Here is a 24,341-nt window from a genome sequence, read left to right on the forward strand (position 1 = left end):
TTCTGTCGTACACAAGTTCTTTTTGCCGCATACAAGGCTGCAAATATAGTTTTTTTTTCACATTCATGTGTAATAAGCCCTCAAATATTTGATGTTTAAGGGCTTTTTTGCTGAATTATTTCATTCCTCTGTTTTTCAGTAGTGGTTCCAGGCTTGGTTCCGCTCCACGGAAATTCTTATAAAGCACCATCGGGTCTTCGCTGTCTCCCTTCTCCAATACGTTATGGCGGAACAGGTCGGCGGTGTTTTTATCAAAAATACCATGTTCTTTGAAAGCTTCGAAAGCATCATTGTCCAATACGTTGGCCCATAGGTAACTATAGTATCCGGCTGCGTATCCGCCAATGATATGATTAAAGTAAGTCACGCGATAACGCGGTGCTATTTCGGGAATCAAGTTAAGCTTGTCCATCGCTTCTTTTTCGAATGCAAGCATATCCAGATTCTTTACATCTGTTATCGTGTGCAGGTTCATGTCGAGGATGGCGGCGGCCAGTAATTCGGTGGTCATGAAGCCCTGGTTGAAAGTTTTCTGTTGCAGTATCTTCTCGATGATTTCGTCGGGTATCACTTCTCCTGTCTGATAATGTTTGGCATACATTTTCAGCACTTCGGGTTCAGTCGCCCAGTGTTCGTTGATTTGAGAAGGAAGCTCTACAAAGTCGCGTACCACGTTGGTTCCCGATGTTCCTTTGTATTCGCATTTTGTCAGCAGTCCGTGCAGGGCGTGACCAAATTCGTGAAACAGGGTTTCCACTTCATCCATGGTCAATAAAGAGGGGGTGTCGCCTACCGGCTTGGTAAAGCTGCAAACGTTGCATACCAATGGACGGGTTGTTCCGTGTTGCTCACGATAGTTGCTCATCCATGCACCACCGCTTTTCCCGGGACGTGGGAAATAGTCTACATAGAAGATACCGAGCTGGGAACCGTCTGCGTCTTTCACTTCAAAGACTTCTACATCAGGGTGATAAGTTGGTATGCCTTCCAGTTTGCTTAGGGTGATGCCATATAATTTGTTGGCTACGGCGAAAGCACCATCGCGTACATTCTCCAGTTTGAAGTAAGGTTTTGTATCCTCTTCAGACAGGTTGTATTTTTCTTTCCGCAGTTTTTCGGTATAATACCACCAGTCCCATGCTTCCAGTTTTTCTCCTTTTCCTTCCTTATCCATTAATTTCTGAAGTTTGGTAGCTTCTGCTTTTGCTTTTGGCAGTGCGTAGCTCCAGAGGTTATTTAAAAGGCTCATTACGTTGTTGGCGTTCTTTGCCATGGTTTCATCCAGGACGAAGTTTGCATAACAGTCGAAACCTAATAAGTTCGCTTTTTCCAGGCGGAGAGAAACGATCTTGCGGATGTTTTCCTTGTTATCGTTCCCGTCGTTGTTGTTGCCGCGGTTGATATAAGCTTTGTATATTTGCTCCCGGAGCGGGCGATTTTCAGAATATTGCAGGAAAGGCAGACGGCTGGCATTGTGCAGGGTGAACAACCATTTTCCCGGTTGTCCGGCTGCTTTCGCTTCTTCGGCCGCACTTTGGCGGAACCATTCAGGCAATCCTGCCAGATCTTCTTCCTTGTCAACGAAAAGTTGGAAGGCATTATTCTCATTCAGCACATTGTTGCTGAAAGTGATGCCAAGTGTAGAAAGCTCCTTGTTGATTTCGCGGAGGCGAGCTTGGTCCTTTTCGCCAAGGTTCGCTCCGGAACGGATAAATCTTTTATAAGTCTTGTCCAGCAGACGTTCTTGTTCCGACGTCAGGTTCAATGAATCTTTCTTTTGGTAGACATCGTTCACCCGTTTGAATAGTTTCCCATTCAGGGAGATATTGTCATTATGTTCCGAAAGAACCGGTGCCAGTTTGATGGAAAGTGCGGTCAGCGAATCAGTCGTTTCCGCATCTGTCATATTGAAGAAAATGATGCTTACCCGGTCTAAGATGGGTGCGCTGTTATCCAAAGCCACAATCGTATTTTCGAATGTCGGAATTTCCGGGCTTTCGATGATGGCTTCGATATTTTGATTCTGTTCTTCTATACCTTTTAGAAAGGCAGGTTCATAGTGCTCTAATTTAATCTTGTCGAAAGAAGGAACACCATACTCGGTTTGAAACTCTGTAAAGAAAGGATTGCTTTCTGTTTTCGTAGCACAGGAGTACATCATACAACTTACTGCTAAAATGGTTAGTGTCTTTTTAATCATCATAAGTGTTTTTTATTAGAGTTTTCAGTTCTTATCGTTTACTGATATAGCACCAGATCGGGTAATGGTCTGATGCCTTGATAGACCGGTCTACCGTGCAATTGTAGGCTTTCAGGTTGGGGCTGATCAAGATATTGTCTATGCGGAAATAGAACTTGTTCTGATTGTAGGAAATACCCAATCCTTTACCGGACTGTGTGAATGCATCGTCTAGTTTTTGAGTCAGGATGCGATGGGTATATGAGATAGAACCGTCGTTGAAATCGCCGCATACTATGGTTGTCGGATATTTACTTTCTGCAATGGTTTTAGCCACAGAATCTGCTTGTGTAGCCCGGATAGCCGATGCTTCCGCCAGTTTTCTTATTAATTGCCTAAGTCCGGTTTTTACTTTCTTGGCATTCGGGTCTTTAATCATATCCTCATACATCCCTCTGTCTTCTTTGGTGAGCTTGTTGGATTCCAGGTGGTTGTTGATTAATGTAAGAGTGTCGTTATTCACATTCAGTACATATTTCATGGAGCCGTTATAATTACTTTCATATTCGATGGGATGTATCGAGAGTATGGGGAACTTGGAGAAACAGGCAAGTTGCACATCTCCTTTCCCTTGTTGGTGGACGGATTGGTAAGGATAGGCTTTCAATGCTTTTTTAATGTCCTGTTCCGTCAGGTATTTCTTGTTGGTAGCGGTGTTATATTCTTGCAGACAGATAATATCGGCGTTACTATCTACAAGATAAGACAATACCGGGTTTTTTCCATCTTTCTTCTCCAAATTGTTGAAACTCATTACGTTGTAGGATAGGATTTTGATGCTTCCTTCCGGTATGGTTTTAGTGGTGGAGTTAAAAGGAATATAAGTCCGTATCTGCGGAATACAAATTAGAAAACCGATGGCAGGCAAGAGCGCATAGCGGTAATTGACAAATGCCCAGAAGCCGATAAAAATCAGATTAATCGTCAGGAATATCGGAAATGCAAGTCCCAAGCTGGAAGCAAGTGGATTTATTTTCGGGTTAAGGTAAGGGCTATAAGCGCTTAATATCAACGTTCCCACGAAGAGAGCGTTGACAGCAAGTATCAGATATGCGACAAATTTGCCAATATGTTCCATTCCTTTATCTTTTGCTTGCGTCGAACAAGCTTTTCTTTTCTTCAGTTGTCAGACTGTCGTAACCGGATTTCTTTAGTTTTTCCAAAATACGGTCCACTTCATCAGACTGTGCTTTTTTGTGAGCATTGTAATCATAATCCTTCTCGCGACCGGTGGCACTGTTTCCATAGTGTACCTTCATTTTCGGTTTCCGTTTCCATGTTTTCTTTTGAAACAAGGAGGTGAAACCATCCAGAATCCAGTTGATCCAGGAAGTCAAATCAGTTCCTTTACTTAGGCTGGCGGCAAACCAAAGTCCTGCAAGAGCACCGCCCAGGTGGGCGATATGTCCTCCGGCATTACTTGAGGTGATGGATAATACATCGATTCCGATAACAACCAGTGCCAGATATTTGAGACGGATAGCACCGAAAAGAAAAAGTTGCACCCTGTAATTTGGTTCACGATAAGCCGTAGCAGCTACGATGGCTAATACGGAAGCTGATGCTCCTACCAATGTTGCACCCGCCACTTGCGAACTGAATAAAGGAAATACATTGTAGGCAACCATATACAGTAAACCTCCACAGATACCTCCTAATACATATAGTCCTCTTAAATGCTTGGCCGAGAAAAAGTAGAGAAACAAACTTCCGAACCAATACAGCCAAAGCATATTGAATAGAATATGCAGGATACCGGCATGCATAAACATATAAGTAAATAACGACCACGGCTGATGAATAAATCCGATAAAGGATGCCGGCAGGGCAAATATACCGAATATATCGGGGGTACTTACTTCAAACAGTCGCAAGAAAACGTTAATCAACGTGCCGATCAGAAAGATGCCTACGTTGATATAAATCAGTTGGATGAAAATATTTCCTCTTCTGAATGTCTCCTTTAAATCAGCTATAATATGTCCCATTGTTATTGCTTTTTTTTCTCCAATACAAAATCAGGATCAATCCAAATAACATTCCTCCCAGGTGAGCAAAGTGAGCGACATTGTCTCCGGCGCTATTGGCAAGTCCTGACCATAATTCAATCGCGGCGTATCCTATAACGAAGAACTTCGCTTTGATAGGAAATGGCAGCGGGAAGATAAACAACCGGTTATTGGGAAATAACATACCGAATGCCAGCAATATGGCGTAAACGGCTCCCGAAGCACCTACGGTGGTCATCATGTTCAGATACTCTTCCATTGGGATAACACCTGTACCTATATTCACTTGTGCGTAGTGGCTAAGTTCCGTTACATATTGAATATACTGTACCCCTTCCTGGATAAGTCCCGCACCGATACCGCAGAGAATATAGTAAAAGAGGAAACGTTTGGGTCCCCAGGTTTGTTCGAGAATCGGTCCGAACATAAAAACGGCAAACATATTAAAGAAAATGTGGCTGAATCCGCCGTGCATGAACATATAAGTGATAAGCTGTGCCGGATTAAAGTCACTTGCGAGGAAAAAATGTAATCCCAGATAATTCGTTAAATCCAGGCCGTAACGTTGGGCTACGATTGTCCCGAAAAATACTAGTACATTGATAATTATCAGGTTTTTAGTTACAGTTGGCATCATTTTTATTTCTGAATATTTAGATAATAGACGCAAAAGTACGAATAAATTCTGTTTTAAAGCATGAAAAACGCTTCCTATTAGCTCTTTTTCAATAATTTGCTGCGTTTTTTTTATGTTTTTATTTGATATGTTGTTTTGTTCGGCTATATTTGTGGAATTAATCCATTGTGGGATAATCTTTTGTGTAACATATATATTAATTAATCATTTTACGTATTATGAATAAGTCTGATCTTATTAGCGCAATGGCTGCTGAAGCTCAAATGAGCAAAGCCGATGCAAAAAAAGCACTTGATGCTTTCATCACTTCAGTTACTAATGCTATGAAAGCTGGTGACAAAGTATCTCTCGTAGGTTTTGGTACTTTCTCAGTAAGCGAAAGAGCTGAAAGAACTGGTATTAACCCTTCTACAAAGGCAACTATTACTATTCCTGCTAAGAAAGTAGCTAAATTTAAAGCTGGTGCTGAATTATCTGCAGCTGTTGAATAAGATAGATAGTTGAAAGAAATTAGGAGAGGAGACGCGATGCGTCTCCTTTTTTTGTATCTTTGCGCGCAAGAAATAACTTGATTATGAAGATAGAAGATAAACTTGTAGCGTCCGTTATTAGTGGACTGAAAGCACTCTACGGTCAGGAAGTCCCTGAAAAGATGGTGCAAATGCAAAAAACAAAGAAAGAATTTGAAGGACATTTGACACTGGTCGTGTTCCCTTTTCTGAAGATGTCAAAAAAAGGACCGGAGCAAACAGCACAGGAAATCGGTGGATATCTGAAGGCAAACGATCCGGCTGTAGCAGCGTTTAATGTGATAAAAGGGTTCTTGAACCTGACTATTGCATCGGCTACATGGATTGAATTGCTGAACGAGATTCAGGCGGATGAACAGTACGGCTTAATGCAGGTCACTGACGCTTCTCCATTGGTGATGATTGAGTATTCTTCTCCGAATACAAACAAACCGCTTCACTTGGGACACGTGCGTAATAACCTTTTAGGCAACGCATTGGCTAACATTGTAGCGGCAAACGGCAATAAGGTAGTCAAAACAAATATTGTAAACGACCGTGGTATCCACATCTGTAAGTCCATGCTGGCATGGAAGAAATACGGAAACGGTGAAACTCCTGAAACTTCGGGTAAGAAGGGTGACCACCTGGTAGGTGATTATTATGTATCTTTCGATAAGCATTATAAAGCGGAAGTAAAAGAGCTGATGGCTAAATTTACAGCGCAGGGAATGAGTGGCGATGAAGCGAAAGCAAAGGCTGAAGCTGAATCTCCATTGATGCAGGAAGCCCGCGAAATGTTGGTGAAGTGGGAAGCCGGTGATCCGGAAGTACGCGGATTGTGGGAAATGATGAACAACTGGGTATATGCAGGATTCGACGAAACCTACAAGAAGATGGGGGTTAGCTTTGACAAGATCTATTATGAATCCAATACTTACCTCGAAGGAAAAGAAAAGGTAATGGAAGGTCTGGAAAAAGGTTTCTTCTACAAGAAAGAAGACGGTTCCGTATGGGCCGACCTAACTGCCGAAGGACTGGATCATAAGCTCCTTCTCCGTGGTGACGGTACTTCTGTCTACATGACTCAGGATATCGGTACGGCTAAACTTCGTTTTGCCGATTACCCGATTAATAAGATGATTTATGTAGTAGGTAACGAACAGAACTATCACTTCCAGGTGCTTTCTATCTTGCTCGATAAACTTGGTTTCGAATGGGGTAAGAGTCTGGTACACTTCTCTTACGGAATGGTGGAACTGCCGGAAGGTAAGATGAAATCCCGTGAGGGTACGGTAGTTGATGCTGACGACTTAATGGAGGAAATGATTGCCACTGCTAAAGAAACTTCACAAGAACTAGGCAAACTGGATGGTTTGACACAGGAAGAAGCTGATGATATTGCCCGTATTGTGGGTCTGGGAGCATTGAAATATTTCATTCTGAAAGTCGATGCCCGTAAGAATATGACATTCAATCCGAAAGAATCTATCGACTTCAATGGTAATACAGGTCCGTTTATTCAATATACTTATGCACGTATCCAGTCTGTACTTCGGAAAGCTGCCGAATCAGGTATCGTGATTCCTGAACAGATTCCGGCTGGTATTGAATTGAGTGAAAAGGAAGAAGGGCTGATTCAGATGGTTGCCGACTTTGCTGCTGTTGTAAAACAAGCCGGTGAAGATTACAGCCCGTCTATTATTGCTAATTATACTTATGACTTGGTGAAAGAATACAATCAGTTCTATCATGACTATAGTATTCTGCGCGAAGAGAATGAGGCGGTGAAAGTATTCCGTATCGCTCTGTCTGCTAATGTAGCTAAAGTTGTTCGCTTGGGAATGAATTTGCTGGGTATCGAAGTTCCTTCCAGAATGTAAGACTTTCTCTGAACAAAATAGACTTCTGCGGGGTTTCTTTTATATATATATAAAAGGAACCCCGTATGTTTTACTCCCCCCATCCATTGCTTCGGAAGAGAGAAACGGAAACTGCTACTGTCTCTTATTCCGAACTGCTGTTTGACCTGATTTATGTTTTCTCGGTCACGCAACTTTCACATTATTTGCTTCATAATCTCACTTGGGAAGGATTATTGAAAGAAACAATCCTGTGGTTTGCAGTCTGGATGTTGTGGCAACATACCATCTGGGTGACTAACTGGTTCAACCCGGATACCCGGCCGATACGTATTCTTCTTTTTATCAGTATGCTGGTGGGGCTGGTGATGGCGGCTGCCATTCCTTATGCCTTTACTTACCGGGGATTGATATTTGCTGTCTGCTATGTTCTGATACAGGCAGGGAGAACACTTTATATTATCGGGGTGTTAGGAGATCATCATCTGGCTGCTAATTTTAAGCGAATTATGGGCTGGTTCTGTATATCTGCCGTCTTTTGGATTACGGGTGCCATATTGCAGGGAGAATGGCAAATTCTACTGTGGATTATAGCCGCTATCTGTGATTATACAGCCCCGATGCACGGATTTGCTTTACCTCGTCTGGGACGTTCGGACAGTAGCAAGGAATGGACTATTGAAGGGCATCATTTGGTGGAACGTTGCCAGTTGTTTGTGATTATTGCTTTTGGAGAAACTCTATTGATGACAGGAGCTTCTTTGAGTGAAGTAGAAGAATGGACGCCTCTCGTGATTATTTCTGCTGTCATATCTTTCATTGGTAGTTTGGCTATGTGGTGGGTTTACTTTGATGTGAGCAGTGAAGCCGGTAGTCGGAAAATACAGGAAGTGAAAGATCCCGGAAAGCTGGGGTTGATTTATAATGCAATTCATATCGTACTGGTGGGAGCATTGATTATTTGTGCGGTAGGAGACGAACTGATTGTTGCCCATCCCGAACAAGAAATGAGAGCGGAAGTTGTTTTTGTTCTGATTATCGGACCAATCGTTTATATTCTGGCAAATAGTATCTATAAATATGTCACGTGCCGTATGCTTCCTTTATCACATATTATTGCTGTAATAGCTTTGGCTTTACTGCTTCCCTGGCCTTATCACATTTCTTTATTGACGATGAATATCTTGGTAACATCTGTTTTTATATTCGTGATTGTGTTTGATATGCTATTCCCTAATAAAGGTTTTAAGATAAAATGGGAGCCGAAGATTTAATGATGAAAGCCCATTCATAACGGATAATACTTATATCCTATAATATTGTGGCTTAAAATAAAAACACAGTTCACACGAATTCTTGGTGAGTATTCAAGAAGTTGTGTGAACTGCGTAATTCGCGCCTTTCTAAACGGATGTCTATTATGTCTTTTTCATCGATGGTTCGCAATGCGAAGTCCCGATAGCGATTCCGTACAATATCCGGGCTGCTCTTATTTAAATCGTATCAATCTTTATTTGTACCAATCTTTATTTTGTTTCCCATTCGATGATACCCATCCAGAGAACTTGGGATATGATTGATCGATTCGTTTCCCTTCCTCTGGAACCGGGAGATTACTTACTGGCATATTGATAGCAAACGGCATCAAGTCTGCAGAAACATAATACATCCCTTCTTCTGGTCTGTAGATGTCTTTTCCGGTTCCCAGTAACGATAAGTCGGCTTTGTCAGTCGGGGGATAATTTATCAGATGTAATTCTTTGCCTCTACCCTCGTTGGAACTGATGAAGATAAACGGGTTGTAAGGAGGTACCACCTCTTTCTCACTAGCTCCATCAAGCGTGATGGTTACAGTATATTCTTTCTTTGATTCATCAGTGATATTTTTGAATTTTGTCATGTCGTCATACAACAATATGGTTGGGTGAGACTGTCCAGGCTCTGTTTCTTTTCCTTCCATGTATATAGAACTTGATAAACCACTGGCATCAGGCCCCGTTATTTTTACACTCTTGACATTGCTGTTTGAGAGCTTGTGTAATTGATATCCAAATCCGTTTTGCAGATAACCGCCACAGTGCTGTAAGATAAACTTGTCTTCAATTTCGTAAATGCGATTGTCAAGAGCATTTCGGGTCATCGTACTGGTGTACTTTACCATTACGTCATTCATATCGTAATCACCTAACTTAGCCCATAAGTCTTCAAAAGCCAGTGTACCGGAATAAGAAATTTTATATTGCTCGGGGATTGCTTCGGGGTCTTCAGGCAATGGAGGCAATATCGGGTCAATAGCATTCTTTTCTGACGTATGAATATAGAAGATGGCATCTGCATAATCGAAGTCAATATTATCTTCGAATCCTACTGCTACAATCTGCCCGGACTTGGAATCACGGAGAGATACAGTTCTTTGTGTATTATTCGTGTTTAGATTCCTGGTGGAGTAGCGTGCCCCCATACCTTTTATGATATCGCCCACTTTGTCTTTATCTGTTTCTGAGGTGAGTTTACTCTTGAATCCCATACCTTGAAGGCACCAGCCAATTGTGACTCCTGCAGGAAATTTGTCTTCGTATTCCTGTGTCTCTTCATTCCAATATTTGAGTTTTATTTCTTCGCCACACACTAATGCTCCTACCCCTAAAGTCTTGTAAACAGGAGAGGTGTTTGGGAATGCAATTATTTGTTTTATATCACTCGTGCTCTGGGGCGGATTGTTGGTCGGATAGGTGTAATATCCAACTGTATTGTACCATGCAGCAGAGCTGTTTATAAATACGAGGCTTACTTCGGTCGGGTTAACAATTGGAATATCTGAAGTCATTTTGATGGAACCATCAAAAAACTCCGGATAATTCTGACTGATGTTCATAACCTTGCTTTTACCGCTCTCATCTTTGACTGTAACCTTTCTGAAAACATACTTGATGTTGTATAGTACGTCTGCCGGAGGTATATTTATTTTAGGTTCCAGGTTGGTTGGTCTTCCGCTGTCATCCCAGTCTGCATTGGGAAGAACATGCCATTCTTTTAGATAGGTATGTTGGTTCACGGTCACTCCTCTGGTTTTTGATGCCGTTTGTGAACGTAAGGTAGCGATATATGCATCTTGATTAAATGAAAGCCGACGACTGTCGTCAATCGTTAGTTTAAGAGGAGATACGGTGGCTAAATAATCCGATGATAACCATACTTCCGAGAGGTCCGCCGGAATATTCATTTCTCCGCTGAATTTGCCTTTTTCGTCTGTAACTGCACGGTAGATAGGCTCTATGTCCTTTTGGGACACGCTGCCGTCAGCTGAGTATTCAATGGGATCTTGATCGTAAATGTTAAAAAGAACACGATAATTTTCGCTTTTGAAACAATAATTGATATCCAAAGCGACAGCTTGGGTCATGTTGAAGTCGAAGTATGCTTCTTTTGGCATATGCCTTCTCTCCCAAGATAAGTCACGCTCTTTGTCCATACAACTGATGGAAGCTATGGTAAGCACTCCTATCATTAAATACTTTAAATTTGTTTGCTTCATAAGTTTGTGTATTAAAAGATAAAGAGCAAATATATACATTTAATTATATAATTTGCTCTTTTTCTAGTTTTTTTATTTCTTTTTTGCGAATCGTCCTTTTTTTGTGGTCGCTGGTCCTTTTTCATCTTGTAATTTGATGAGTTCCAAACAGCTAGCCAAACTCAAATCCTGCGGGACGATATCTTTAGGAATTTTATAATTGGAACCCTTATAGGTAATATAAGGTCCGTAACGTCCGTTCAGAATCTCAAGTTCCGGCTCCTCTTCAAACTTCTTGATGTGGCGTTCCGTTTCTTTCTGGCGTTTCTCCAGAATCAGCTGTTCTGCCTCTTCCAAAGTAATTTCCATCGGATCAAGTGTTTTCGGGAGCGATACATATACCTTATTGTGCAGGACATACGGACCGAAACGGCCTACGCCTACACTGACTGATTTTCCTTCATATTCGCCCAGTGTACGAGGTAATTTGAATAATTCCAGTGCTTCTTCCAAAGTGATGGTTTCCATGGATTGACCTTTCTTCATTTGTGCGAAGCGTGGTTTTTCTTCATCTTCTACAGTACCAATCTGTACAACAGGACCGAAGCGACCAATCTTAACAGAAACAGTCTTGCCTGTTCCCGGTTCTTCTCCCAGAATACGTTCGCCTACTTTATGTTCCGTCTTGATAGCCAATGTGTTTTCTACAGACGGATGGAACTTATCATAGAAATTCTTCATGATAGAAGTCCATTTCACTTCTCCTTCTGCAATCTCGTCAAATTCCTTTTCTACACTGGCGGTAAAGTTGAAATCCAGAATGTCTGGGAAATATTCGGTAAGGAAATCATTTACCACAGTGCCGGTATCCGTTGGGAATAACTTCGCCTTTTCTGCACCGGTAATTTCAGTATGGTTTTCATCCTTAATCTGACAATCTTTCAATGTCATGACATTAAACTGCCGTTCTTCCCCGTCTTTATTACCTTTCTCCACATATTCGCGTTGTTGGATGGTAGAGATAGTAGGTGCATACGTAGACGGACGTCCGATACCCAGTTCTTCCAACTTGCGTACAAGACTTGCTTCAGTATAGCGTGGAGGACGTTGGGTGAAACGTTCGGTTGCGATGATAGGGCCGTGTTCCAACTTCTGACCTTTTTTCAGGGGAGGAAGCAGGTGGCTTTCATCTTCCTGTTCGTTGTCATCATCATAAGATTCACGGTATACACGCAGGAACCCGTCAAACTTAATCACTTCGCCGATGGCTGTAAACACGTCGCTGCTGCCACTTATTGTTATGGTAGCAGTTGTCTTTTCCAGTTCTGCATCTGCCATTTGTGAGGCAATGGTGCGTTTCCATATCAAGTCGTACAGTTTCTTTTCCTGTGCTGTTCCTTCAATGGATTGGTTTTCCATATAGGTAGGGCGGATAGCCTCATGCGCTTCTTGTGCACCCTTAGTCTTTGTTTCGAAATGGCGGGGGTGTACGTAGCGGTCACCCATCATTTTGATGATAGCGTCTTTACTGCCTGCTGTCGCAAATTCCGAGAGGTTGACAGAGTCTGTACGCATATAAGTGATGAATCCCGATTCGTATAAGCGTTGCGCGAGCATCATGGTCTGCGCTACGGTATATCCTAGTTTGCGTGCGGCTTCCTGTTGCAACGTAGATGTTGTGAATGGAGCAGGAGGCGTTTTCTTGACCGGGCGGGTAGTAATATCGTCGATGGCAAAGCTTGCTCCCTGACATGCGTTGAGGAAAGCTTTCGCTTCTTCTTTTGTTTTAATACGGCGAGCCAGTTCAGCTTTCATTTCCACCAGTTTTCCGTCCGTGTCCGGAACGAGGAATACGGCAGTGATGCGATAAGCGGCTTCCGTTTGGAAAGCATGTATTTCACGTTCACGTTCAACGATCAGGCGGACAGCGACAGACTGAACACGTCCGGCAGAAAGTGCCGGTTTCACTTTTCTCCAAAGCACGGGAGAGAGTTCGAAACCTACGATACGGTCCAGAATCCGTCGTGCTTGCTGTGCATTTACGAGGTTGAGGTCAATGTCGCGTGGTTGCTCAATCGCTTTTAAAATAGCGCTTTTCGTAATTTCATGAAATACGATTCGTTTTGTGTTTTCCGGTTTTAGTTTTAAGACCTCATACAGATGCCAGGCAATTGCCTCTCCCTCGCGGTCCTCATCGGATGCGAGCCATACGGTTTCTGCCTCTTTAGCTTCTGTCTTTAGTGTGCTAACCAGCGCCTTTTTGTCTGCCGGGATTTCGTAGCTGGGTTTAAAATCATTATTTACGTCGATACTGAAATCTTTTTTCTTCAGATCGCGTATGTGTCCGTAACTAGAAAGGACTTTGAAATCTTTCCCCAGAAACTTTTCAATCGTTTTTGCTTTTGCCGGAGACTCGACAATGACAAGGTTTTTCTGCATAATTCTTTCTTTTATAATGGCTTGTACCACAATATTCGGGGACAAAAGTAAAAAAAAAGATTCTCCCTACCTTATATTATAAGGAGAATTTAATAAAATCTTGAAATTTACATCTGTGAAGGTAAAGGCTAATATGGTAAATCTTAAAATTTGATTCAGGACGTTCGGTGGTATATATTAAAATGAAATAAGATGATATTTAATGCAATATGCCCATCTCGAATAGTACGGGATGGGCATATTGTGTTTTTATTATATTCTGTCTATTTTCCTTAGAATCGGAAACTCAATCCTCCTAAGAAATTGAATCCTTCCGTAGGATAACCTAAATAATATTGATATTTCTTGTTCAGCAGGTTATGTACTTGAGCATAAACGGATACTCCTTTGAATACATTATAGCTGGCTCCGATATGCAAATCATTAATTGCGGTCATTTTTGCATATTCTTTCACTTCTTTCCGGCTGATGTAATCATAACCTAGATTTATGTTAAGAGCAGAGATCGGATGAATACGTACATTGAAAGACATTTCACTGACTGGTTTCACAGCCAACAGATATTCCTCTGTTTTGCTGTCCCAATTACGGTAAGTATATTTAGCTGATATTCCGAGGATATCTTTGTAATCGTAACTGATTTCACCGCCAAGGTAGAGATTTTCTGTATTATCTTGAGCAAAAGAAAGGTAAGAACCTGAATGAATATTACTTGGGTCAAAACCTAAATAAGATAAGTCGTTCTTTAGATTCTGATAACCACCGAACACGTTGAACCAAAGTCCCGGATAAGGGCTTGCTTTGAATCCGATACTACCGTTGATTTGCTCGTAAGTATCATAAGGACGTTGTACGTATCCCAAAGTGGCAGTGGTATTTGCCTCCGGCAGTTCACCGTAAGGACAGATACTTTCTAATCTGCGGAAATCATTCAATTGCTTACCGCCGGTTGCTTTTGCATAAACAATGTAGCTATCAGAAAAAATATACTGTGCAGTGATATCGGGTGAGATACGGAAAGACTTGTCAAATCCGAAAGATAAATCTACATTGGCTCCGATATGCAGTTTCCAGTCATCATTATCCAGTTCGTAATATGGATTTAAAAGAAGCGTTGTGTAGTTTTTGAAGTATTCATCTCCGGTGGAAACATTCTTTGTATATCCGTTGTAGAGAAGATTGTTCATTTCCAAAGCGATAGTTATTAATTGTTGGTCGCCGATAGCTCCCGTGACATCGCCTTTGGTGCGTATGATTGTTTCCTTGATACCTGTATTGGCTTCAGATTCATTGAACATGTTATGTTGACGTTCATACATCAACAGATTTGTTTCTGCGTTGAAACGCAGTGGTGCAGTCTCATCAGTGAAATGAATGCCCGCATGGAAGTCACCGGATGTGAATTTCTGCTTGCTGTTTACGCTTTCCGGTTGGAAGTTGAAGTTGCTCAATCCGAAGTTTCCGGCAATATTTAAGTCCAGTTTATTAAATTGGTGTGTGTAATCTACATTTGCGCGTGTGCGATAATAAAATGCATTCCATTTTTCTCCATCTGTGAAGGGAAGAGTTAACTTACCATCCATTCCATCCATTTGGAAACGTACATTCAATTTGTCTTTCTGCGACAGACGGAATAGATAATTGGCAAGAATATCCAAATTGCCATAATTACCATATCCGGCACGTACATATCCCGGGGTAGTGCCGGGTTGAACTTCTTTTCCGGTATAGGGGCGCATCAGGCCTGCCGGAACGGAAGTGGCCGGAAAGAATGTTGTAGCATACTCTACTTCTTTCTTGCTCACTGTCGGTTCTTCTACTTTAGGCAGGACGTTTACTTTCGAGGCGTCCATAATGTCCGGGTTATATTCTTGTTCCACAACGACCGTGCGGGTCATTGTTGTATCCTTCGGTTGGGTGGTTTGGGCTTGAAGGCAGGATGGCATTGACATAGCCAATGCGAGTCCTCCTATTATATAATGAGATCGTTTCATACTTTTCTATTTTTTTATTCTCAATTCTCAACTTTCAATTTACTAAGTCTGCTTTCAATCATGCTTTCAATATCGTCATTCCCTTGATAATTCTGTTGCAGACTTAGCAGATATTGGCGTGCGTCCAGATCTTTACCCGTAGCATGATAGACGTCGGATAGAAGGATAAAACTGCGCGCTAGCCAATAAGCATGTGGCGTACTCTGTTCTATATAGTTGAGCAACTCTTTCTCTGCAGCGGCATATTCTTTTGCGTCGTAGAGGGATTGTGCAACCTGATATTTAGCTTCGGCACCGTAAGAGTTACGTGTGTCTTTGGCCAGTTCACGATAGTCTTCCATTGCTTTCTTGTCAGCCTTTTGCTTGGTATAGGCTTTAGCACGGTAATAAAGAGCTTCATTTCTTAGCTCCGGACTAAGTTTGGCTTCTGCAAGCAGGTCGGTAGCTGCATGGATGGTTTCTATGTCATCTCGCAATAGGAAGGCGCAACGCAGAATACCCGTTTCAGCAAGTTGGCGGCGCTCTACGTTGGTTGCTTTTTCTTTCAGCATTTTGTAGCTAGCCAATGCTTCAGCCATATTTTGCTGGTTGAATTGCACTTCAGCACGCAAGATCAGTGCTTCTTCTGCAAACGGATTGTTAGGATATTCCAGCAGTTTACCGGAATGGAGAAGAATCATATCATAATTTTTCTGCTCGTTTCCGATCAGGCAGAGATAATAATGTGCGTTCAGGCTGAAGGCTCCTTCCGGGAAAGTTTGCAGGTATTTGTTGAGGCTTGTTTTGGCTTCTTCCATTCTGCCTCGTGCATAAATCTTTTCTGCGGCGGCATACGTAAGCGAGTCTTGTTCGTTAGCATCGAAACGGATGTGTCCTGGCATGGCATTTGCTAAAGCAGCAAATTCGTCGATGCGGTTGAGATCCACATAAATAGATTTCAAATCACGCATGGCAAGGCGGGCTTCTTCACTACCCGGATATTTTTCGATAACCTGTTTGTAGGCTTCGATTGCTTGGTTGTAATCTCCTTTTTGGTAATATAATAATCCGATTTCGGCGGCAGCTTTCCTGCTGACCGGACTTTCAGGATATTTAGTAAGTAATTCTTTGAAAGAAGTAATGGCTTGATTGTTGTTGTCCATCAAAACATAGGAACGCCCTTTCTCGTAAATAGCGTTTACGGCATAAGGAGAAGCAGGGTACTTTCCTACCAGACGGTTCAGCAAGGTAATCTTACCGGTATAGTCTTTCTGCAGACCGGATACAAGAGCCAGCTGATAGAAAGAATAGTCTCCGGAAGAAGTATTCATCTGTTCGGCTTGCGAATAATACTGTTTGGCTTCTTCAAAGTTACGTACATGCAGGTGGCAGTCACCAATACGATTGTATGCATCGGCAAGTGCGGTTGCATTTTCACCTTTCTCCAGTTGAACGTATTTTTGGAAATAATTGCTTGCTTGCGTATAGTCTTTCCGGTGGAAAGCGATATACCCTAAGTTATAATTGGCAAGCGCATACATTTCGTTATTGGGTTGGGTGGTGAGTTGCAGATAAGCATTAAAATCACGTGCGGCTTCTACCATTCGGCTTAGACGGTAATAGGATTCTCCACACCAATAGTAAGCGTCTGCCTTGGTCTGACGATTGTATTGTCCGATGGCAATGGATTGGTTTAGATATTTCAGAGCTTGTTCGAAGTCGGCGTTAGCGAAAGATTGAGTTCCTAATTGGAACAGTATCTTCTGTTTGGCTTCCAATATTTGTGCGCTTGGTTTGGCAATCCGGTCGATTGATTTCAAAGCTGCATCGTAGCTACGTGTATTCATGTAAACTTCTACCAGGTAGCTGCTGACTTTTTCAGCATAAGGAGAAGTCGGAAATTCATTCAGGAATTTCTCGAAGGCAGTAACTGATTCACCGAAAGCGGAGAAAGAAGTCTCGTGCAGGCAAAGAGCGTAATTGTAAGCTGCCTGTTCCTTGATTTGCATATTAGCATTGGAGGCGGCTGCCTGTTCAAAAGCCATGCGTGCTTTGTTTTTCTCTGCCAGTTGCAGATAAGAGAGTCCCATGTGGAGATATGCATTTTGGGTAAGGGCATCGTTGTCAGTTGTTACCTTACCTAATGTTTCGGCTGCTTTGGAGTATACTTTTGTTTGGTAGTAGGAGAGTCCTAGCATATAAAGGGCATCCCGCCGGGGAGCTGAGCGATCCTTATTCAAGTAATTGTTGAATGCTTCTACGGCTTGGTGATATTGTCCGAAATGGTAATAGACATCTCCCAGAATACGGTACATTTCTGCTGCGTATTCATTATTCGGATAGGCTGACAGATAGTTTTGAGCTACAATCTGTGCTTTATCGTAGTTTTTGAGCTGCACATAAATTTCGGCTATGTAATAGGGGACGAGGGTTTTGTATTTTGAGTCGTCCTGTAAGGGGAGGAAGCCTTTCAACGCTTCAGTATAACGTTTTTGTGTATAGCGGATGTAGGAAAGATAGTAATCACAATCTTTGGCGTATTTGGGGCTGTTGGCACGCAAAGTTTCAAACCAGATGGCTGCTTCTCTTAGATTATCGGTTTTCAGATAACAGGTAGCCAGTTGGTAGGTGCAGTCGTCCCGTTCTTCATTACCTAACAAATCGAGGTCGGCAGAGTTGAAGAGTGCCAGTGCTTCATCATATTTTCCTTCGTAGAAATAGCAGGAGGCTAACAGCGCATAAATGCGGTTAGCGTATGGAGTATCAGGATAACGGTCAAGGTATTTGCGGAGGAGTTCGATGCGGTTTTTGTCTTTCAGTTCGTAAGCCGAACTGACTAGCATATACTCTGCGTCCTGAAGAAGGCTGGCTGCAGGCTTTTGTTTTACAAATGCTTTCAATGCCGGCAGAGCAGCTGCATAATTCTTTTCCTGGAAAAGTTCTTTCCCTTCTTTATAAAGGTTGTCAGTCGAAGTGAACTTGTCACCTGTCTGGGCAAATCCTATAATGGGCGTGCAGCAGATGGCGGCACAAATGAGTCTAGTAATTTCTTTTTTCATAATCGGGTGTTTATGCAAAAGTACTACATATCTTTCAATGAGAATCCTTTGAAAGTTATTTTATAATCATTTAATTCTTTATGTAAAGTTTCTCCTTTCTTTTCCAATGCCGGGATACTTATTTTTCTCGGATTTCTTTTTACTTCTCCGATAAGTGCTGTTTTGTTAAACCGGTTGAGGGCGATCAGGTCTATTTCATTTTCTCCGTTTTTGTCCCAATAGTTACCTACGTCGGTAACTTCTTCTTTTTCAGCGATAAGTTCACGGAAATATTTTTCTAACAATAGGCCGCTGTATTGTTCATAGTTCTTTTCTACATATTCTATCAGTAAATGGTTTTTCCCCATTTCCAGTACTGCGTTGTTTGAGAAAATAAAGCGAAACCAGAATCGTAGAAAATTGTCTTGCAGGCAATAACGGGTAGCACGACTATTAGGTTTAGCGAACATCGGTTTCACTTTTTTGATTAATGAATATTCATCCTCAAGGTTGGCTAAATAGGAACCGGTGTTTTTATTGATGATGGAATCAATCTCTCGTTGTGTTGTTTTTCCTTCTGCAATGAGAGATAGGATAGAAAAATAATTGGCATAGTCTTTCCCGAACTCGGAAATCAACATGTCTTTGCCTTCTGTCAGAAATGGTGAGCCTTCGGAAAGCGCATAATTTATCATGGCAGTTTTATTAAATGCTTTCGCTTCCATCAATAGGGTGATGTATTTGGCTACTCCACCTGTCAGCAAATACAAGCAAAGCAAATCTTCCGATGTGAATTGAGGGGCATGGTCTGCTAGAATCTCTTTGATAACGGTGGTGGTGAATGGATGCAGAGAAATTCGGGCGGTAAGGCGTCCGTATAGTGGCTTCTTGCGGTCTTCGAATATTCTTTTCATCATTGAATAAACGGAACCGCATACAATGAAATTGATTTTGGAAGTCGCGTGATATTGGTCCCAAATACGTTGTATATCACTGGCGATAGACGGATTGATATAGAGAAATTCTTGAAATTCGTCAATGATTAATGTGAAATTTTCCTTTTGGGAATGTTGCATCAGCAGTTCAAAGAGCTGTGCGAACTCTCTGATTTCTCCATAGATACGAATGCCAAGCGTTTCCTGAATGACAGGTTGATATTGTGCGCAAAGCAGGACTTCACTCTTTCTTGCTACAAATATATATACGAATCGGGTGTCTTTGACAGACTCTAAGAGTAGAGCTGTTTTTCCGATTCGTCGGCGTCCGGTCATTACAGTAAAGCAAGCGCTCGTTTGTGATTGCTTTTTAGCTGCATACAGTATCGCCATTTCTTTCTTTCGGTCGTAGAACTTCATATTATTGCTATCTTAATGGCGGTTAATTTAATGGCCATTAAATTAATGGTGGTTACAAAGATAACACAATATGTTGTATTTTGTTCATTTATAGTAATATAATATGATTGTTTAAGATTATGTGATAAATTACTTTGATCTATTTGGTTGAGATGAACTTCTATTTTACAAATACATCAATTGGCTACTGAAAAATGGCCCATCTTAAGAAAAGGAATATTTAAACGAGAATAAAAGGCGTAATTACTGGGAGGGATTGAGAAATATAAAAAAACGCAGAGATTTGTAGGTGCGAAATTCTTTCTTTTTGTTATAGGAGATGTTTGTCGATTAAATTGTAATGCTTTTCTTCTTTTTCACTTGTTGTGTAAACTGAAATGTGGTTAGAAACTGGCATTTTGTTGTTTGTTGCCTTTTCGATATTTGTGATGAAATAGAAGAAAAACGGTCTTAATTTTCCCTTATTTGTCTTCCTCACCGAGCAAAAGCTGCTTCGTCGGTGAGAAAGGAAGCGTTCCTCGGTGGGGAAGAACTCCTTGGTTTTAAACCAACGAATCTTTTCTTGATAGAAAAAGATGCATATTCGACTTGAATTTATACGGTATTAGCCTGTGATTTTGCATACAGTTGCATGTTTTTATGCATTTTATTCTCCAGATCATTATTTTTTTATCTGATGTTTTGGAGGAATATCTTAAAAATGGGACATAACTATAGATGAAATACTCTCAATCTATCAGGCTGATGAGATTATCTTAGCGGCATTGAGCTAGAAACAAGCTAAGTCCGCGACGGATAGAATCCAACCCAAAATCTTCCGGATGAATCTCGGAGAGAGGTAGGAAGAAAGAATCTGCTACATCATCCATGGCGGAGAAATGGCTCATGTCTTCTACAGTGCAGAGGAAAAACATATCGAGAGTATGTACAGGGAAACCTGAATAAACATAAATATTGGGAAGTGTGAACTGGTAAACGGCTTTTTTAACTTTCAGCCCTGTTTCTTCCAGTACTTCGCGAGCAACACCTTCTTCGCCTGTTTCATTCATATCGATGAATCCGCCGGGAAGATCGAGAGTCCCTTTGGCTGGCTCTTTAGCACGCCGGCAGACAAGCAGTTCATTTTTCTCATTCAAGATGAGTGCTACTGTGGCGGCAGAAGGATTGAAATAATAGACAAAGCCGCAATCTGCACATTTTTTAGATTTCTCGTTGTTAATCTCAAAATGAGAGGAACCACATTTAGGGCAATATAAGAATTGGTCAAGAGGATGTTCCATAATCGTATATATTTTCCAGTTTTTTTGTTTATGCATGCAAAGGTATAAAATGCTTTTATTAATTTCATCTATCACCGCATAGAAATATTCGATTGGGCTTTTTTTGCAAAGGCGGGGTTTCTGCCTTTATCTTTGCATCAGAAACAAAAAACAAAACGTTGTTTCTGATGTTATAAGTCAAATCAATTAATAACAATAAAAGCAATAAAGATTATGGAACCAATTTTAAATTCTCAACTTCCTGAATTCAGTGTTCAGGCTTTTCACAACGGAGCTTTCAAGACTGTAACCAACAATGACCTGAAAGGTAAATGGGCGATTCTTTTCTTCTATCCTGCTGACTTTACTTTCGTATGTCCTACTGAATTGGTGGATATGGCTGAAAAGTACGATCAGTTCAAGGCGATGGGTGTAGAGATCTATTCGGTAAGTACTGACTCTCATTTCGTGCACAAAGCTTGGCATGATGCTTCTGAAAGTATTCGCAAGATTCAATATCCGATGTTGGCAGACCCGACTGGCGCTTTGAGCCGTGCACTGGGTGTATATATCGAAGAAGAGGGTATGGCTTATCGCGGTACATTCGTTGTCAATCCGGAAGGAAAGATTAAAGTGGTGGAACTGAATGATAACAATATTGGCCGTGATGCAAGTGAATTGCTTCGTAAGGTGGAAGCTGCACAGTTTGTTGCTACCCATGACGGAGAAGTTTGCCCGGCTAAATGGAAGAAGGGTGAGTCTACCCTGAAACCAAGCATTGACCTGGTAGGTAAGATTTGATAGATCTTGATAATGGTGATTATGGGAGGCCGGTAACGAGAGACGCTGCCGGCCTTTCTTTTAAAAAAATGAAAGGAAAAAGATATGTTAGAATCTGCATTAAAAGAACAACTAAAGGGTATTTTTGCTGGGCTGGAGGCAAACTTTACTTTTGATATATCCGTATCATCCAGCCACGAAAACAAAACAGAATTATTGGAGTTGCTGGGAGATGTAGCGGATTGTTCCGATCATATCACTTGCTCGGTGAATGAGGGAGAAGCATTGAAGTTTACTTTATTAAAGAATAGTGATCGTACCGGAATCACATTCCGGGGTATTCCTAACGGACATGAGTTCACATCATTGCTTTTGGCTATCCTGAATCTGGACGGCAAAGGAAAGAACTTTCCCGATGAGGCCGTTTGCAACCGTGTGAAAGCACTGAAAGGCCCGATACATCTGACCACTTATGTTTCGTTGACTTGTACGAACTGCCCTGACGTAGTGCAGGCTCTGAATGCAATGACTACTTTGAATCCGGCTATTACGCATGAAATGGTAGACGGTGCGCTTTATCAGGATGAAGTAGATGCACTGAAGATACAAGGAGTACCCTCTGTCTTTGCAGATGGAAAATTGCTTCATGTAGGCCGTGGTGAATTTGGCGAATTGCTTGCCAAGTTGGAAGATCAATATGGTATTGACGAAACCAAAGCGAATGCAGAGGTGAAAGAATATGATGTGATTGTAGTCGGTGGAGGACCTGCAGGAGTATCAGCAGCTATTTATTCTGCCCGTAAAGGACTCCGTGTAGCTATCGTGGCCGAGCGTGTTGGCGGACAGGTAAAAGAAACGGTGGGTATTGAAAATCTAATTTCTGTTCCGGAAACGACAGGAAATGAACTTGCCGATAATCTGAAAACTCACTTGTTGCGTTATCCGGTGGATTTGCTGGAGCATCGTAAAGTAGAAAAAGTAGAAGTGGTTGGAAAACAAAAGCAGATCACTACCTCTGTTGGGGAGAAATTCCTGGCTCCGGCACTGATTATTGCAACTGGTGCAAGCTGGCGTAAACTGAATGTTCCGGGAGAAGCGGAGTATATCGGTCGTGGTGTTGCTTTCTGCCCTCATTGTGATGGGCCGTTTTATAAGGGAAAGCATGTAGCAGTAGTAGGTGGAGGAAATTCCGGCATTGAGGCAGCGATTGACTTGGCTGGTATCTGCTCCAAAGTCACTGTTTTTGAATTTATGGATGAGTTGAAAGCAGACAGTGTACTTCAAGAGCGACTTAAATCATTGCCGAATGTGGAAGTGTTTGTAAGTTCACAGACTACGGAAGTGATAGGAAATGGTGATAAGCTGACTGCCCTGCGCATCAAAGACCGCAAAACGGAAGAAGAACGTTTGGTTGAGTTGGATGGTGTATTTGTACAAATCGGGCTTTCTGCGAATAGCAGTGTATTCCGCGACATAGTGGAAACCAACCGTCCGGGCGAAATCATGATTGATGCACATTGCCGTACGAATGTGACGGGTATCTATGCAGCCGGAGATGTTTCTACGGTTCCTTATAAGCAAATTATTATCTCTATGGGCGAAGGAGCGAAAGCTGCGCTTTCTGCATTTGACGATAGAGTGAGAGGGATTATCTGATTGATGTATTCAGATATAAAAAGCACATAAACAAAATATTAGCAGGAGGAGGAATAACTCCTCTAAAAAATACCCCCGTTACAAATTTGTAGCGAGGGCTATTTTATATTTAGAGAGCATGACCTTCATCGACTACTCTATCCTGCGCATGGAGACAAATGTTCATGAATATCCGAGAAAGTGAAATGAACGTTGTTCTCATGGCATTAATTTTTTGGGCTTTTAAGAAATGTGTGTTAAGTTTATTTATTTAGTCATGATATGTATATCTGACGAAATCAAACAATCCGGAGTTTTCCTGCTGTGCCGGTTGGTCTCCAATAAATTTAAGATTCTCTACACTGCAAAAAATATGGAATGCAATGTCTTTCCCAAATTCCAGTTGAAGTTCATGTTTGGGCTCGTTGTCTATTAACCAGGTGATGTAATAGTTCCCGTTTTTTAATGTCAGATCAATTTCGAACAGATGCCATCCGGTCTTGATTACTACAGGAACGGAAGAAAAAGGATATGCCTGCGATGTCATATAAGCAATCATTTCGTCGGGAGTTGCATTTAACTCCTTGCGAACTTTATCTTTACCATATCCGACTTCAAAATCCAATTCATGTTGGTCGTCATGGTATATCCACGAACCCACGCTACATTGATCTCCTATTCCCATTTGCGGGATATGAGTACGCCAGGTATATCTTCCTGTTGTATAAATCCGTTCTACAGTATGAACCTTTTTCCGATCCACCGAGTTAGCCCGGGTAAAGATCCGTAAGTAACCATTCTCTAATATGCATTGATTATCCGGGTTGTTATCCTGATGTCCGTATTTCCATCCATCCAGATTGTTGAAGTTCCATTCTTTGTTTGGCGGATTTTTAGTACTGATGTCATTGGTCTGTTGCTGTGCAAAGCAAAGGCCGCAAATGCATATTAGTAACAGAGTTAAATAGTAGTTTCTCATAATAATTGAATTTAAGTGTATTCGTTTTCTATCAATTGCTTGCTGCAAAAGTAGTCGAATGCTTTATTCTACTCATCAGATTTTAGTCATTTCAAATCATGAAACGTCCAAAT

General features: G+C 41.6%; 16 protein-coding genes. 5 read left to right on the forward strand and 11 right to left on the reverse strand.

What is annotated here, in order from left to right:
• Positions 1 to 115 precede the first annotated feature (115 nt).
• From KSX81_RS13700 to KSX81_RS13715, 4 genes are read right to left on the reverse strand one after another with little or no spacing between them, the layout of a single operon-like run.
• The gene (locus KSX81_RS13700; RefSeq protein ID WP_085939354.1) at positions 116 to 2,200 is read right to left on the reverse strand and encodes a M3 family metallopeptidase; all 2,085 of its coding nucleotides are present in this window, start codon (positions 2,198 to 2,200) and stop codon (positions 116 to 118) included.
• A gap of 31 nt (positions 2,201 to 2,231) precedes the next feature.
• Positions 2,232 to 3,317 (reverse strand): endonuclease/exonuclease/phosphatase family protein, encoded by a 1,086-nt coding sequence (locus tag KSX81_RS13705; protein ID WP_004296485.1) that lies wholly within the window; start codon positions 3,315 to 3,317, stop codon positions 2,232 to 2,234.
• A 4-nt stretch (positions 3,318 to 3,321) separates the two neighbouring features.
• Positions 3,322 to 4,227, reverse strand: a complete 906-nt coding sequence (locus KSX81_RS13710; protein WP_004296484.1) for a rhomboid family protein — start codon at positions 4,225 to 4,227, stop codon at positions 3,322 to 3,324.
• A complete protein-coding gene (locus tag KSX81_RS13715; RefSeq protein WP_008776855.1) occupies positions 4,208 to 4,882 on the reverse strand; it encodes a rhomboid family intramembrane serine protease in 675 nt (224 codons plus the stop codon). The genes KSX81_RS13710 and KSX81_RS13715 overlap by 20 nt, the downstream gene beginning before the upstream one ends.
• A gap of 221 nt (positions 4,883 to 5,103) precedes the next feature.
• On the opposite strand from KSX81_RS13715, the gene KSX81_RS13720 reads away from it, so the two are divergent.
• From KSX81_RS13720 to KSX81_RS13730, 3 genes are all read left to right on the forward strand, one after another.
• On the forward strand, positions 5,104 to 5,376 hold the full coding sequence (locus KSX81_RS13720; RefSeq protein ID WP_004296482.1) for an HU family DNA-binding protein: 273 nt from the start codon (positions 5,104 to 5,106) through the stop codon (positions 5,374 to 5,376).
• A gap of 83 nt (positions 5,377 to 5,459) precedes the next feature.
• Complete coding sequence (argS, locus tag KSX81_RS13725) at positions 5,460 to 7,277, forward strand: arginine--tRNA ligase (protein ID WP_004296481.1); 1,818 nt, start codon at positions 5,460 to 5,462, stop codon at positions 7,275 to 7,277.
• A 65-nt stretch (positions 7,278 to 7,342) separates the two neighbouring features.
• Complete coding sequence (locus tag KSX81_RS13730) at positions 7,343 to 8,530, forward strand: low temperature requirement protein A (RefSeq protein WP_004296480.1); 1,188 nt, start codon at positions 7,343 to 7,345, stop codon at positions 8,528 to 8,530.
• Positions 8,531 to 8,766: 236 nt separating this feature from the next.
• On the opposite strand, the gene KSX81_RS13735 is transcribed toward KSX81_RS13730, so the two are convergent.
• From KSX81_RS13735 to KSX81_RS13760, 6 genes are all read right to left on the reverse strand, one after another.
• Positions 8,767 to 10,791, reverse strand: a complete 2,025-nt coding sequence (locus tag KSX81_RS13735) for an LruC domain-containing protein (RefSeq protein WP_138274388.1) — start codon at positions 10,789 to 10,791, stop codon at positions 8,767 to 8,769.
• A gap of 72 nt (positions 10,792 to 10,863) precedes the next feature.
• Positions 10,864 to 13,209: a type I DNA topoisomerase gene (gene topA / locus KSX81_RS13740; protein ID WP_052587840.1), complete on the reverse strand. Its 2,346-nt coding sequence runs from the start codon at positions 13,207 to 13,209 to the stop codon at positions 10,864 to 10,866.
• 272 nt (positions 13,210 to 13,481) lie between these two features.
• Positions 13,482 to 15,203 carry a hypothetical protein gene (locus KSX81_RS13745; protein WP_004296477.1) on the reverse strand — a complete coding sequence of 574 codons (1,722 nt, stop codon included), beginning with the start codon at positions 15,201 to 15,203 and terminating at the stop codon, positions 13,482 to 13,484.
• Positions 15,204 to 15,223: 20 nt separating this feature from the next.
• On the reverse strand, positions 15,224 to 18,241 hold the full coding sequence (locus KSX81_RS13750) for a tetratricopeptide repeat protein (protein ID WP_004296476.1): 3,018 nt from the start codon (positions 18,239 to 18,241) through the stop codon (positions 15,224 to 15,226).
• A gap of 23 nt (positions 18,242 to 18,264) precedes the next feature.
• Positions 18,265 to 19,575, reverse strand: a complete 1,311-nt coding sequence (locus KSX81_RS13755) for an ATP-binding protein (protein ID WP_004296475.1) — start codon at positions 19,573 to 19,575, stop codon at positions 18,265 to 18,267.
• A gap of 755 nt (positions 19,576 to 20,330) precedes the next feature.
• Positions 20,331 to 20,855, reverse strand: coding sequence for an NUDIX hydrolase (locus KSX81_RS13760; protein ID WP_004302478.1), 525 nt, complete (start codon positions 20,853 to 20,855; stop codon positions 20,331 to 20,333).
• Between the two features lie 213 nt (positions 20,856 to 21,068).
• Between KSX81_RS13760 and ahpC the strand changes: the two genes are divergently transcribed.
• Positions 21,069 to 21,635 (forward strand): alkyl hydroperoxide reductase subunit C, encoded by a 567-nt coding sequence (gene ahpC / locus KSX81_RS13765; RefSeq protein WP_004296472.1) that lies wholly within the window; start codon positions 21,069 to 21,071, stop codon positions 21,633 to 21,635.
• 84 nt (positions 21,636 to 21,719) lie between these two features.
• Complete coding sequence (gene ahpF / locus KSX81_RS13770) at positions 21,720 to 23,270, forward strand: alkyl hydroperoxide reductase subunit F (RefSeq protein WP_004296471.1); 1,551 nt, start codon at positions 21,720 to 21,722, stop codon at positions 23,268 to 23,270.
• Between the two features lie 250 nt (positions 23,271 to 23,520).
• On the opposite strand, the gene KSX81_RS13775 is transcribed toward ahpF, so the two are convergent.
• Complete coding sequence (locus tag KSX81_RS13775; RefSeq protein WP_004296470.1) at positions 23,521 to 24,228, reverse strand: hypothetical protein; 708 nt, start codon at positions 24,226 to 24,228, stop codon at positions 23,521 to 23,523.
• Positions 24,229 to 24,341 lie beyond the last annotated feature (113 nt).

The organism is Bacteroides sp. MSK.18.37 (genome assembly GCF_019129155.2).
GTDB lineage: Bacteria > Bacteroidota > Bacteroidia > Bacteroidales > Bacteroidaceae > Bacteroides > Bacteroides ovatus.